We start from the raw sequence: 12,661 nt of genomic DNA, 5'->3' as shown, positions 1-12,661 counted from the left end.
ACTACATCTTCAACGGCACCCTGGCCGTCGCGGCAGTCGTCATCTGGCTCCGCGACACCGTCCAAGAGCCATCAGAAGCGCCCTAGTCCTGGAGGAGTTCGGCACGGTGGTCGCGGAGGGCGGCGCGGGCGTGGTGATCGCGTCCATGGCCGGGCACATGGCTCCGCTGCCGCCCGACGTCGAGACCGCACTGCGCTCCGCTGCGGCCGACGAGCTCCTCGGCCTGCCGTTCCTGCGGCCGGACGCCCTGTCGGACCCCGGCGCCGCCTACGCCCTCGCCAAGCGCGCCAACCACCTGCGCGTCCAGGCCGCTTCGCTCGCGTGGGGCGAGCGCGGCGCCCGGGTCAACTCCGTCAGCCCTGGCGTCATCTCCACCCGGATGGGCCGCGCCGAGCTGGCCGGTGAGTCCGGCTCCCAGATGCGCGCGATGATCGAGCGCTCGGGCACTGGCCGCGCCGGCACCCCGAACGACATCGCGGAGGCGACGGCCTTCCTGCTCTCCCCGGCAGCCTCCTTCATCACCGGCACCGACCTCCTGGTGGACGGCGGGGTGGTGGCGGCGACGCGCTCGGCGGCTCCCCGCCGGGACGCTTCTTGATCCGCTGCGCATGGCCGAGAACACACCCTGGACGCGGCGGCACCCCGGCGGGAGGCTCGGGGGCGAACCCTCCCCCACGTAAGGAGCCCCCCATGGCCGACGACCCGGTGCTCGTCCTCGACCCCACCGCATCCGACCACCACGCCGAACACCGCGCCCTGCGCGCCCGCGGCCCCGCCACCCGCGTCGACATCCTCGGGGTGACCGCCTGGTCCGTATCCGATCCCGGCCTCCTCAAGCAGCTCCTGACCAGCCCGCACATCTCCAAGAACGCACGCGCCCACTGGCCGGGATTCGACGACGCGCTCGCCACCTGGCCACTGGCGCTGTGGGTGGCCGTGGACAACATGTTCACCGCCTACGGCAGCGATCACCGCCGGCTGCGCCGCATGATCGCCCCCGCCTTCTCGGCCCGCCGCGTCACGGCGTTACAGGCCGACATCGAAGCGCTCGTCACCGGCATCCTCGACCCGCTGGACGCCCTCCCCGCCGGTGCGGTGGTCGACCTGCGCGAGCGCCTGGCGTACCCGCTGCCGATCGCCGTGGTCAGCCGTCTGATGGGCGTGCCCGAGGAGCAGCACGCCCAGTTCCGCACGCTGGTGGACCGGATCTTCGCCACCACGCTCTCCGCCGACGAGGCCGCCAAGAACACGGCCGCCGTCTACGACCTCCTGAGCGAACTGATCGAGTCCAAGCGGGCCCGGCCGGAGGACGACATGACGTCGCTGCTCATCGCCACCCGCGACGAGGAGGGCGACGGCGACGCCCTGTCCGACAGCGAACTGCGCGACACGCTGCTGCTGATGATCAGCGCCGGCTACGAGACGACCGTCAACGTCATCGACCAGGCCGTCACCTCGCTGCTCGCTGACCCGGCGCAGCTCGCCCATGTCCGGACCGGCCGCTGCACCTGGCACGACATCGTCGAGGAGACCCTGCGCCACGAGCCCGCGGTCAAGCACCTCCCGCTGCGCTACGCCCTCCAGGACATCCCGCTCCCGGACGGCCCGGTGATCCGGACCGGTGACGCGATCCTCGCCTCGTACGCCGCCGCCAACCGCCACCCCTCCCTGCACGGCGACACCGCCGACGAATTCGACGCCACCCGCCCCTCCAAGGAGCACCTCGCGTTCGGCCACGGGGTGCACTTCTGCCTCGGCGCCCCGCTCGCCCGCCTGGAGGTCGAGACCGCCCTGCGCCTGCTGTTCGAGCGCTTCCCCGACATGGAGCTCGCCGTGCCCGTGGCGGAGCTGGCGCCGTACCCGACGCTGATCAGCAACGGGCACACGTTCCTCCCCGTACGCCTGAAGCCGGACGGGGACGTTCCGCGCTGACGGTGTGAGGCGCCGCGATCAGTGCGGACCGGGTGGGCCCCGCCCGGCGCGCCCCACCCGGGACGCGCCTTTTCACCCGATATGTATCGTGTATGACCGCACTGGTCCTCGCACACTTCGTCGTCGCGCTCTGCGCTGCCCCACTGATCCGCCGGGTGGGGCCACGCGGGTTCGTGCTGCTCGCGCTCCCGCCCGCCGCCGCCCTCGGCTTGGCACTGTCCCGCTGGGGTGAGGTGAGCGACGGCGGGGCGAGCGAAGAGGCCTGGTGGTGGATCAGGGACTACGACGTCGAGATCGCGTTCCGGCTCGACGCGCTGTCCCTCGTCATGGTGCTGCTCGCCGCCGGCATCGGGGCGCTGGTGCTGCTGTACTGCGTGCGCTACTTCGACGGCGGCTCCCGGCAGTTGGGCTCGTTCGGCGGCAACCTCCTCGCGTTCGCGGGCGCGATGCTCGGGCTCGTCCTGGCCGACGACCTCATGACGCTCTACCTGTTCTGGGAACTCACCACCGTCCTGTCCTTCCTGCTCATCGGCTACGACAGCGAGAAGCGCGCCAGCCGCCGCTGCGCGCTCCAGGCGCTGACGGTGACCTCGGTCGGCGGGCTCGCGATGTTCGTCGGCTTCCTGATGCTCGGTCACCTGGCGGGCACGTACCGGATCTCGCACATCCTGGCGTCGCCGCCCGCCGCGAGCGGCACGCTGTCGGCCGCGCTCGTCCTGATCCTGTGCGGGGCGCTCGCCAAGTCGGCGATCTGGCCGCTGAGCATGTGGCTGCCGAACGCGATGGCGGCGCCCACCCCGGTCAGCGCCTATCTGCACGCCGCCGCGATGGTGAAGGCGGGCGTCTACCTGGTGGCGCGGTTCGCCCCCGCCTTCTCCGATGTCGCACCGTGGCGTGCCGTGCTGCTGACCCTGGGCGCGGTGACGATGCTGCTCGGCGGGTGGCGCGCGCTGCGGCTCAACGACCTCAAGCTGGTGCTCGCCTACGGGACCGTCAGCCAGCTCGGCTTTCTGATCGTGCTCGCGGGCGCCGGTTCGTACGACGCCGCCCTCGCCGCCATCGCGATGCTCCTCGGGCACGCGCTGTTCAAGGCGCCGCTGTTCCTGGTGACGGGGATCGTCGACCACGCGAGCGGCACCCGCGATCTGCGGCGCCTGTCGGGGGTGGGGCGGCGGCTCCCCTGGGTGGCCGGCACCGCCGTCCTCGCGGGCGCGTCGATGGCCGCGCTGCCGCCGCTGCTCGGGTTCGCGGCGAAGGAGGCGGCGTTCGACGCGCTGCTGCACGGGAGCGCGGGTGAACGCTGGGTGCTGGCGTTCGTCGTCGTCGGCTCCGCGCTCACCACCGCGTACACCCTGCGCTTCCTGTGGGGCGCGTTCGCGCGCAAGCCCGGAGTCCCCGACACGCCCGTGCACCGCGTCGGCGCCGCCTTCCTCGCGCAGCCCGCGCTGCTTGCCCTCGCCGGTCTGCTGCTCGGACCGGGCATCGACTGGACGGCGCACCTCTTCGAGCAGTACGCGCTGCAGTACCCGGTCCCCGCGCACCCCTACCACCTGGCGCTGTGGCACGGATTCGGGGCGGCGCTCGGCCTGTCGGTGCTCGCGTGGGCGGGCGGCGCGGCGCTGTTCCTGGCGCGGGAGCCGGTGGTGCGGCTCGGGCGGCGGTTCGCCTGGCCGAAGGCGGACGAGGTGTTCGGCCGGACCGTGCTCGGCCTCGAACGGTCCGCGCTCCAGATCACGGGCGCCGTGCAGAAGGGCTCGCTGCCCTCGTACGTGGCGACGGTCCTGGGTGTCATGTTCGTCGGGCTGCTCGCGGTCCTCGCCACCGACCGGCCCTGGCACGGCACGCCCGCGCCGCGCCTGTGGGACCACCCGATGCAGGCGGGCGTGGGTGCGCTGACCTGTGCGTGCGCGCTGATGTGCCTGGTGGTGCAGCGCCGCATGAAGGCGGCGGTGCTCGCGGGCCTGACCGGGTACGGCACCGCGCTGCTGTACGTCGTGCAGGGCGCGCCCGACCTGGCGCTCACCCAGTTCGGCGTGGAGACGGTGTCGACCGTGGTGCTCGTCCTCGTCCTGCGGCGCCTTCCGGTGTTCTTCGGTGACACGCAGCGGACCTGGCGCTGGGGTGTGAGCATGCTGCTCGCGCTCGGCAGCAGCGTGGCGGTGGCGTGCGCGGTGTGGCTGGCGACGGGCGCGCGCACGGCGGAGCCGGCGGGCGCCGCGCTCATCAAGGAGACCGCGCACCACGGCCTCAAGGACGTCGTCGCGACGATCCTCGTGGACTTCCGGGCCTGGGACACCATGGGCGAGTCGGCCGTCCTCGCCGTCGCCGTCCTCGGTGTGACGAGCCTGCTGTACGTACACCGCCGCCAGGGGCGGGCGACCGCGCCGCCGCCCCGGCTTCCGGGCGGGGTGACCGCGTGGTCACTGGCGACGTCGCGGCTGAAGGTGCCCGACAAGTACCAGCAGGGCGCGCCCGAACGCAGCTGGCTGGTGGCCGGTGACACGCTCGCGCCCGAGCACCGCTCGGTCGTCTTCGAGGTGGTGGCCCGGCTCGTCTTCCATCCGATCCTGATGCTGTCGGTGTATCTGCTGCTGTGCGCGGAGAACCTGCCGGGCGGCGGCTTCGTCGGCGGTCTCGTCGCCGGGGTCGCGCTGACGATCCGTTATCTGGCGGGCGGGCGGCACGAGTTGGCGGTGGCGGCGCCGGTCCACCCGGGCTTCTTCACGGGGCTCGGCCTGACCCTGTCGACGACGGTCGCGCTCGTCGGGCTCGCCGACGGCACGGTGCTGCACGGCTGGACCTGGCACGGACACCTGCCGCTGATCGGCGACTGGCACGCGAGCACCGCCGTCCTCTTCGACCTCGGGGTGTATCTGCTGGTCCTCGGGGTGGTCCTGGACGTCGTACGGGCGCTCGGCTCGAAGATCGACCAGCAGACCGAGTACAGGGCGAGTCTCGCGCTCGCTGGGGAGGCGCAGAACTCGTGACCGTCAGTCTCACCCTGCTGGTCTGCGCGGTCGTGCTGACCAGCGCGGGCGGAATCCTCATCCACACCCGCAGCCTCACCCGGGTCCTCGTCGGCATCATCGTGTGCGGCAACGGCGTCAATCTCTTCGTCCTCGCCTCGACGGGGGCGGCCGGATTCCCGCCGCTGTTGTACCCGGGCGTCGAGGCGGCCAAGGTCACCGATCCGCTGCCGCAGGCCATCATCCTCACCGCCGTCGTCATCACCCTCGCCACCACGGCGTTCGTGCTCGCGATGGCGTACCGCAGCAGCCAGTTGACCGGTTCGGACTTCGTGCCGGACGACGTCGCGGACCGGCGGGTGGTGCTGCGCGCGGAGATCTCCGCCGAGCGGGCCGAGCTGCGCGAGATCCATCGCGGCGAGGGGCCGAGCGCCTGGCGCGACGAGCGGCGCGAGCAGCGCCGCAGGCTGCGCGCCAACCGTGCCTACCAGGCCCGTGCCCGGGACGCGGACGGCGACCTGTGGGACGACGTCCTCGGCGCGGACCCGCCCGACGCATCAGCCGCCGACCCGGCCGAGCCCACCGAGACCCGCCCGGAGGAGACCCGGTGAACTCCCTCGTCCCGCTGCCCGTCGTGCTGCCCCTCGTAGTGTGCGGACTGACCCTGTTCATCGGACCGAGGCTGCGCTGGCTGCACCGGCTGATCACCGTCGGGGTGCTCGCGGCGGTCGTCGCGGTCGATGTCATCCTGCTCGTCGAGGCCGACCGCACGGGCCCGCTCGTGGTGCACCTCGGCGACTTCGGGCCGCCGCTCGGCGTGACGCTGGTCGCCGACCGGCTCGCCGCGCTGATGCTCCTGGTGTCCGGCGCCGTCACCTTCATCGTCCTGATCTACGCGATGAGCCAGGGCATGGCCGACCGCGAGGAGCGGGCGCCGATCGCCGTGTTCCACCCGGCGTACCTGGTGCTGGTCGCCGGGGTGTCACTCACGTTCCTCGCGGGCGACCTCGTGAACCTCTACGTCGGCTTCGAGATCATGCTGATGGCCAGCTTCGTGCTGCTCACGGTGGGCGCCACGGAGCCGCGGGTGCGGGCCGGATCGACGTATGTCGTCGTCTCCCTCGTCTCGTCCCTGGTGTTCCTGTGCGGGATCGCCGTGACCTACGCGGCGACGGGCACCGTGAACTTCGCGCAGCTCGCCCAGCGCATGCCCGAACTCCCGCAAGGGGTGAGCACGTTGGCGGAGGTGCTGCTGCTCACGGTGTTCGGGGTGAAGGCGGCGGCGTTCCCCGTCGCGGCCTGGCTGCCCGACTCGTACCCGACGGCCCCCGCGCCGGTGACGGCCGTGTTCGCCGGGCTGCTCACCAAGGTCGGCGTGTACTCGATGATCCGCGCGGACACGCTGTTCTTCCCGGGCAACCGGCTCTCCGGCGTACTGATGGCGGTGGCGTTCGCCTCGATGATCATCGGCATCCTCGGCGCGGTGGCCCAGACGGACCTCAAACGCCTGCTGTCCTTCACCCTCGTCAGCCACATCGGCTTCATGCTGTACGGGCTCGCGCTCGGCACCCGGGGCGGCATCGGCGGCGCCATCGTCTACACGGCACACCACATCACCGTGCAGACGACGCTGTTCCTGGCGGCTGGCCTGCTCGAAAAACGCTACGGCACAACGGAGTTGACGCGCCTGGGCGGCACGTTGCGCTCGGCCCCGCTGCTCGCCGCCCTCTGGTTCGTGCCCGCCATGAACCTCGCCGGGATCCCGCCGCTGTCCGGGTTCCTCGGAAAGCTGGGCCTGATGCGGGCGGGCGCGGCGGCCGGTGGTGTGTGGTCCTACACACTGCTCGCCGCGGCCGCCGTGACCAGCCTGCTGACGCTGTACGTGATGGCGAAGGTGTGGAACCTGGTGTTCTGGCGGGCCGCCCCCGCCCAACCTCCGTCCGAGGACGATGTGTTGGAGGAGACCGACGATCCGGACTCCGCCCCGGACGAGAGCGGTGGCGGCGTCTCGGTGGCGACCGCCGTGTGCGTACGCACCACGATGCGCGTCCCCCGCGCCATGACCGCGGCGACGGCCGCCGCGGTCGTCCTCGGCCTCTCCTACACCCTGCTGGCCACCCCCCTCACCGGCCTGGCCGACCGCTCGGCCGCCGAACTCCTCTCCCGCACGCCCTACGTGGAGGCGGTGCTCAACCAGTGAACTCCTCAAGCCCCCGGGCCCGTTGGCGCCGGATGGACCTGCCGCTGATCGCCTGGCTCACGGTGATCTGGACGCTGCTGTGGACCGGCCTGAGCTGGGGCAACGTCATCAGCGGCGTGGTGGTCGCGGTCGTGCTGTGTCTGGTCTTCCCGCTGCCCGCCGTCGAACTCGACCTGCGTCTGCGCCCGATCGGCATCGTCCGGCTCGCCGGCTATCTCCTGTACGACATGACGTCGTCCACGGCCACCGTGACCTGGCAGACGCTGCGCGGCAATCCGGGCCCCGCGGCCGTGATCGCGGTCCCGCTGCGCTGCCGCACCGATCTGATGATCGCGGCGACCTCCGTCGCCGTGTCCAGCGTCCCCGGCGGCGCGCTCGTCGAGGTCAACGGCTCCACCGCCACCCTGTACCTGCACGTCTCGCACGCCGACGACCCACGGGCGGTGGACCGGGCCCGCGCCGATGTGCGGCGACTGGAGACCCTCGTCGTACGGGCCTTCGGCACGCGCGCGGAGATCGCCCGGCTCACGGAGCCCACCCGGCCGGACGGAAGGACGCCCGACGCATGAAGCTGGCCAACGACATCCTGCTCAACGGCGCGCTGGTGCTGATCGTCCTGGCCGGCGCGCTGCTCCTGGTGCGGATCTGGCGCGGGCCCTCGATGCTGGACCGGGCCGTGTCCGTCGACATCGCGGCGGTGCTCATCATCGCCGGGATCGGGGTCAACGCCGCCATCACGCGCACCAGTTACTACCTGTCGATCATGCTGGTGATCGCCTTCCTCGGCTTCACGAGTTCGGTGGCCATCGCCCGCTTCATCGCGGCGCGCGACCGGCCGGGGATCCGGCCGAGGTCCGGCGTCATCTCCCTCAAGAAGGACTTCAAGAAGGACCTCATGAAGGACCAAGGCTCCAAGGAGCGCCCGTGAACTGGCACGACGTCACCGACCTCGCCGGATCCATCCTGCTGTTCGCCGGGGCGGCGGTCTGCCTGACCGGTGTCATCGGCATGCTCCGGCTGCCCGATGTGCTGACCCGCAGCCACGCCGCGACCAATCCGCAGACCCTCGGCATGCTGCTGATCGTGGCGGGCGTCGCCCTGCGCCTGCGCTCGGGCGTCGACCTGGGCACGCTCGCCCTGGTCGCCTTCTTCCAGCTCCTGACCAGCGCGGTCGCGGCCCACCTGGTGGCGCGGGCCGCGTATCGCACGGGTCAGGTCGGCGAGGTCGCGCTGCTGCGGGACGAGCTGGCGTCGGCGCGGGACCGGTCCTGATCCGGGTGGCTGCCCGGCGTGTGCCCGAACGCGCGCCGGAACACATCGATGAACGCACTCGTCGACGACCAGCCGCACAGGTTCGCCACGGTCGTCACCGGTGTGCGGTCGGCGAGCAGGATCAGCGCGTGGTGCAGGCGCAGTTGGGTGCGCCACTGCGGGAACGTCATGCCGAGGTCGCCGCGGAAGAGCCGGGACAGCGTGCGGTCGCTCGCCCCGACCTCCCGGCCGAGCCCGGCCAGGGTGCGGGGGTCGGCCGGATCCGCGTGCAGGATGTCGCACACGGCGCGCAGCAGCGGTGCGGTCGGTGTCGGCAGGTGCAGCGGCTGCTGAGGTGACAGCTTCAGCTGGTCGAGCAACACCGCCCGCAGGCGCGCCCGTTCGGGGCTTCCGGCGTCGGTGGTGTCGGAGGATCCGGTGCGCGCGTACTCGATGATCAGCTCGCGCAGCAGCGGGCCGACGGCGAGCACGGCCGGGGTGTCAAGGCCGAGCGGATTCTCGGTCGCGGGCAGCCCCACGAAGTGCAGTTCGACGTCGCCGTGGGCCTGGTGGGCGTGCACGGTGTCGGCGGGCACCCACAGGGCGCGGGTGCCCGGTGCGACCCAGGACCCGGCGTCGGTGGTGACGGCGACGACGCCCCGGCCCGCGTAGGCGATCTGGTGGTCGTCGTGCCGGTGGGCGTCGATCTCGGCGCCGTGCGCCAGGTACCTGGTGCGGGTGGGGGCCACCGGGGTGTGCCGGACGGTGTGACGGTTGGTGTGATGGTTGGTGTGTCGCGCGGCGTGGCGGTTCTTCGGCATTGTCTGGCAGGTTATCGGAAGCGGGACAGCGGGCCCGGTCGCGACGATGACCGGGTGCGAAAGAACACCTCCATTCCTCTGCTCTCCGTCGGGCACGCGTGCGTGGACGTCTACCAGGGCGCCGTCGCCTCGCTCGTGCCGTACTTCGTCGCCGAACGCGCCTACAGCTACGCCGCCGTGTCCGGCATCGTGCTCGCGGCCTCGCTGCTGTCGTCGGTGGCGCAGCCGGTCTTCGGCCTGCTCACCGACCGCCGGGCGATGCCGTGGCTGCTGCCGCTCAGCACGCTGCTCGCGGGCGTGGGCATCGCACTGAGCGGGGTGAGCGATTCGTACGCGGTGACCCTCGCCGTCGTCGCGGTGTCCGGGATCGGTGTGGCCGCCTACCACCCGGAGTCGGCGCGGGTGGCCCGGCTCGCGAGCGGCGGCAGTCACAGCGCGATGGCCTGGTTCTCGCTCGGCGGCAATGTCGGTTTCGCGCTGGCCCCGCTCCTGGTCGCCGCCGCGGTCGCCACCGGCGGACTGCGGTTCACTCCCCTGCTGGCGCTGCCCGCGGCGGCCGGCGCCGCGATCTGCCTGCCGGTGCTGCGCGCGCTGGGGCGCCGCGGGAACGCGTCGTCCGCCACCGTGGCGGCGCCCGCCAGGGACGACGTGCCGGCGTTCGTCCGCCTGTCGTTCGCGGTGGTGTGCCGCTCCATCGTGTTCACGGGCCTGAGCACCTTCGTCTCCCTGTACGCGACGCAGCGCATGGGCGGCAGCAAGGTGGCGGGCACCGTGGCCCTGTTCGTGCTCTACGTGGGCGGCGCGGTCGGCAGCGTCCTGGGCGGCGCGTTGGCGGGCCGCTGGGACCGGGTCGCCGTCTCGCGCTGGTCGTACCTGCTGACGGCGGCGTCGGTGGCGGGCGTGGTGTGGGTGCCAGGACCGGCGCTCTACGGCTTCCTCGCGCTCACCTCGGCCGGGCTGTACGTACCGTTCTCGCTGCAAGTCACGCTCGGGCAGGACTACTTGCCCTCGCGTGTGGGCACGGCGAGCGGCATCACCCTCGGCCTCACGGTGAGCATCGGCGGCCTGGCGAGCCCCCTCATCGGCACCGTCGCCGACCAGACGTCGCTGCGTACCGCCCTGACTCCGCTCGTCCTCATGCCGCTGCTGAGCTGGCTGCTGTTCCGGACACTGCCGGAGCCGACGGGGCCGGTGCCCGTCAGCCGCCCACGGTCACACTCCTCATCGAGTCCTGCGCGTTGACCACGGTGTCGCGCCGCGGCTCCGACGGTGTCACCTCGCGGACCGCCACCGCCAGGCTGTTGTTCGCGGTGAAGTAGGGGCCGATCCGCACCTGTTGTCCCGCGGGCCCCTCGTGGAAGGCCGGGGGCACCGGGTCGGTTCCCTTGCGCTGGGCCACGTCGCCGCCGATGCGGCCGACCGGGATCCGGGCGCCGCGGTCGACCAGGTACAGGTCCCAGAGCTCGCGGTCCTCGCCTGCGGCCCGGCACCGCTCGGCGAAGCCGGCGTGCGGCAGGGAGAGCCACACCTGGTCGCCGGAGACCACGACCTCCGCCGACTCGAAGACGGTGTCCTCGCCGCGCCGCGATGCCACCACCACGGTGTCGTCGCCCAGCGGCCGCCCCACGGACCGGCCCTCCGCGATGAGGGCGGTCCCGCCCGTGTCCACGGCGCCGATTTCGAGGTGTGCGGGGCGGGCCCAGGTCCGTACGGCGAGATGTCCCGAGCCCGTGGTGCGGGGGATGCGGGAGGTCACCTGGTCCCCGACGACCTGCGGTGTGCGGCCCACCAGTTCCGCGGTCTCCACCGTCAGGGAGTCGGCCCGGCGACGTACGCCGTCGGCCGGGCGCTCCACGTACACGGTCCACTCCCCTTCGCCCAGCACATGGTCACGGCCGATGCGGGCGCGCAGGGATGCCGGCTCCGGGTGGAGCGGGACGCGCAGTGTGTCGTCGCCGCGCCGCAGGAGCAGCGCGGCCTGTGGTGTGGGTACGCCGGTGACGTCCACCACGATGTCCCCGTCGGTCGTGACCCTCGTGCGGGCTACGGGGTGGAAGCCGGGGACGCGGGTGAGGCGCTTGGCGCGCCGGGGCATCAGGGCGCGGACGGCGGGGGCGAGGACGGGGCTGCGCAGGGACGCGCGCAGGACGGGGCGTGCGACGGTGCCGACGCGCTCGCGCACCGCGCCGCGTACCGGGCGGCGCATGCGTCCCGGTGTCGACACCGGGTCGGGGGCGCCGGGGCCGCCCAGCTCCGACACCAGGGCAAGGAACCGTTCGGCCGCCGTGTGCGGAGTGAAGGTCAGCGCCTTCGCCCGCGCCGCCTGCGCCATCGCGTGGCGCCGCTCGTCGTCCTCGATCAGGTCGAGCAGCGCGGCGGCGAACGCCTTCGGGTCGCCGGGCTGCACCAGGAACCCGTCGCGTCCGTCGTCGATGATCTCGCCGGGCCCGTAGGGGCAGTCGGTGGAGACCACGGGCAGGCCCGCGTGCATGGCCTCGACGAGGGTCATGCCGAAGGACTCGGCGTTCGACGAGACCGCCGCGATGGCTCCCTTCGCCCACTCCGGCTCGATGGACGCGATAGCCCCCATGAGCCGCACATGATTGCTCAGCCCCGCCGTCATGATCTGCTCGCGCAGGCGTCCCGCGAGGCGGCCCCGGCCGTAGAGGCGCAGGGACCAGTCGGGGCGCTCGGCCACGACGTGCCCGAAGGCCTCGATGAGCAGGGAGTAGTTCTTCACGGGTATGAGCCGGCCCGCCGCCACGACCACTTTGTTGCGTCCGGTCGACGCGGCGACATCCGGTGTGGGGACCCCGTTGGGTATGCAGCGGATCTCGGTGTCGATTCCGGGCAGGGCGTCGCGATAGCACTCGGCGTCGGCGTAGGAGACGGTGGTGAAGGCGTCGAGGTCGGCGATCGCCTGGTCCTGGGCCGACTGGATGACCGGCTTGTGCATGCTGTGCGTCAGGTGTTCCTGTCCGATGCGCAGCGCGCCGCGGGGGCCGTACTCGGCGAGCAGCACGTTGATGCCGGGCCGTGTTCCCACGATCACGTCGGCGTCGGTGCTGCCCAGCCACTCGACGATGCGTCTGTCGGTGAGGGTGCTGGAGTGGTCGTAGGGGCCGTCGGCGCGGAGGTAGAGCCGCGAGGGGTGGGCCGCCGGATCGTGTTCCGGGTCGAAGGCCGCGGAGTCGCGTCGCGCCTCGACGAGCGGATGAATCCTCACTCCGGGTGCCGGTTTCAATGCGGGGTGTTCCCTGGATCGCACGACCGATGCGATCTCCACTTCGTGGCCCGCCTCGGCGAGCGCGCCCGCGAGGTTCATCGTGGAGCGGATGGTGCCGCCTATTCCGTAGGCGTTGAAGAGCAGAAAGCTGATTTTCATCCGTGGAACGCCCGTTCTGTGGTGCTGAGACTGACGCGCGGGTTGACCACCCCGATCACATTAAATGGCCAAATACGAACAAATGCGACATCGGGCGTTGTGTCGC

Annotated in this window: 11 protein-coding genes; 9 read left to right on the top strand and 2 right to left on the bottom strand. The window is 72.2% G+C overall.

The genetic code is table 11. The annotated features are described in order from the left end of the window. The 8 genes from OKJ99_RS33900 to mnhG form a co-directional block, all read left to right on the top strand. Positions 1-598 (top strand): SDR family oxidoreductase (locus OKJ99_RS33900; RefSeq protein ID WP_326022006.1); only part of this gene is annotated, 598 nt, incomplete at its 5' end. Positions 599-690: 92 nt separating this feature from the next. Beyond that, positions 691-1,932 carry a cytochrome P450 family protein gene (locus OKJ99_RS33895; protein WP_326022004.1) on the top strand — a complete coding sequence of 414 codons (1,242 nt, stop codon included), beginning with the start codon at positions 691-693 and terminating at the stop codon, positions 1,930-1,932. 92 nt (positions 1,933-2,024) lie between these two features. Next, on the top strand, positions 2,025-4,919 hold the full coding sequence (locus tag OKJ99_RS33890; RefSeq protein WP_326022003.1) for a Na+/H+ antiporter subunit A: 2,895 nt from the start codon (positions 2,025-2,027) through the stop codon (positions 4,917-4,919). Beyond that, positions 4,916-5,509 (top strand): Na(+)/H(+) antiporter subunit C, encoded by a 594-nt coding sequence (locus OKJ99_RS33885; RefSeq protein ID WP_326022002.1) that lies wholly within the window; start codon positions 4,916-4,918, stop codon positions 5,507-5,509. Before OKJ99_RS33890 ends, OKJ99_RS33885 begins: the two co-directional genes overlap by 4 nt. Beyond that, positions 5,506-7,098 (top strand): Na+/H+ antiporter subunit D, encoded by a 1,593-nt coding sequence (locus tag OKJ99_RS33880; RefSeq protein ID WP_326022000.1) that lies wholly within the window; start codon positions 5,506-5,508, stop codon positions 7,096-7,098. The genes OKJ99_RS33885 and OKJ99_RS33880 overlap by 4 nt, the downstream gene beginning before the upstream one ends. Then, on the top strand, positions 7,095-7,667 hold the full coding sequence (locus OKJ99_RS33875) for a Na+/H+ antiporter subunit E (protein WP_407700817.1): 573 nt from the start codon (positions 7,095-7,097) through the stop codon (positions 7,665-7,667). The genes OKJ99_RS33880 and OKJ99_RS33875 overlap by 4 nt, the downstream gene beginning before the upstream one ends. After that, a complete protein-coding gene (locus tag OKJ99_RS33870) occupies positions 7,664-8,026 on the top strand; it encodes a monovalent cation/H+ antiporter complex subunit F (protein ID WP_326021998.1) in 363 nt (120 codons plus the stop codon). The genes OKJ99_RS33875 and OKJ99_RS33870 overlap by 4 nt, the downstream gene beginning before the upstream one ends. Then, positions 8,023-8,370 (top strand): monovalent cation/H(+) antiporter subunit G, encoded by a 348-nt coding sequence (gene mnhG, locus OKJ99_RS33865; RefSeq protein WP_326021996.1) that lies wholly within the window; start codon positions 8,023-8,025, stop codon positions 8,368-8,370. The genes OKJ99_RS33870 and mnhG overlap by 4 nt, the downstream gene beginning before the upstream one ends. On the opposite strand, the gene OKJ99_RS33860 is transcribed toward mnhG, so the two are convergent. Then, positions 8,310-9,170 carry an AraC family transcriptional regulator gene (locus tag OKJ99_RS33860; protein WP_326021995.1) on the bottom strand — a complete coding sequence of 287 codons (861 nt, stop codon included), beginning with the start codon at positions 9,168-9,170 and terminating at the stop codon, positions 8,310-8,312. The genes mnhG and OKJ99_RS33860 overlap by 61 nt on opposite strands. 54 nt (positions 9,171-9,224) lie before the next feature. Between OKJ99_RS33860 and OKJ99_RS33855 the strand changes: the two genes are divergently transcribed. Then, positions 9,225-10,412 (top strand): MFS transporter, encoded by a 1,188-nt coding sequence (locus OKJ99_RS33855; protein ID WP_326021994.1) that lies wholly within the window; start codon positions 9,225-9,227, stop codon positions 10,410-10,412. On the opposite strand, the gene OKJ99_RS33850 is transcribed toward OKJ99_RS33855, so the two are convergent. Next, positions 10,369-12,555 (bottom strand): glycosyltransferase, encoded by a 2,187-nt coding sequence (locus OKJ99_RS33850; protein WP_326021992.1) that lies wholly within the window; start codon positions 12,553-12,555, stop codon positions 10,369-10,371. The two genes, OKJ99_RS33855 and OKJ99_RS33850, sit on opposite strands and share 44 nt — an antisense overlap. Between the last annotated feature and the right edge of the window lie 106 nt (positions 12,556-12,661).

This window comes from Streptomyces endophyticus, assembly GCF_035798155.1.
GTDB classification, from domain to species: domain Bacteria; phylum Actinomycetota; class Actinomycetes; order Streptomycetales; family Streptomycetaceae; genus Streptomyces; species Streptomyces endophyticus.
The sequence above is the reverse complement of the archived record's forward strand: the minus strand, read 5'-3'. Positions and strand labels throughout refer to the sequence as shown.

Coding starts and splice junctions, on each gene's coding strand:
- OKJ99_RS33895 (WP_326022004.1), top strand. CDS start 691: ATGGCCGACGACCCGGTGCTCGTCCTCGACCCCACCGCATCCGACCAC.
- OKJ99_RS33870 (WP_326021998.1), top strand. CDS start 7,664: ATGAAGCTGGCCAACGACATCCTGCTCAACGGCGCGCTGGTGCTGATC.
- OKJ99_RS33890 (WP_326022003.1), top strand. CDS start 2,025: ATGACCGCACTGGTCCTCGCACACTTCGTCGTCGCGCTCTGCGCTGCC.
- OKJ99_RS33850 (WP_326021992.1), bottom strand. CDS start 12,555: ATGAAAATCAGCTTTCTGCTCTTCAACGCCTACGGAATAGGCGGCACC.
- OKJ99_RS33860 (WP_326021995.1), bottom strand. CDS start 9,170: ATGCCGAAGAACCGCCACGCCGCGCGACACACCAACCATCACACCAAC.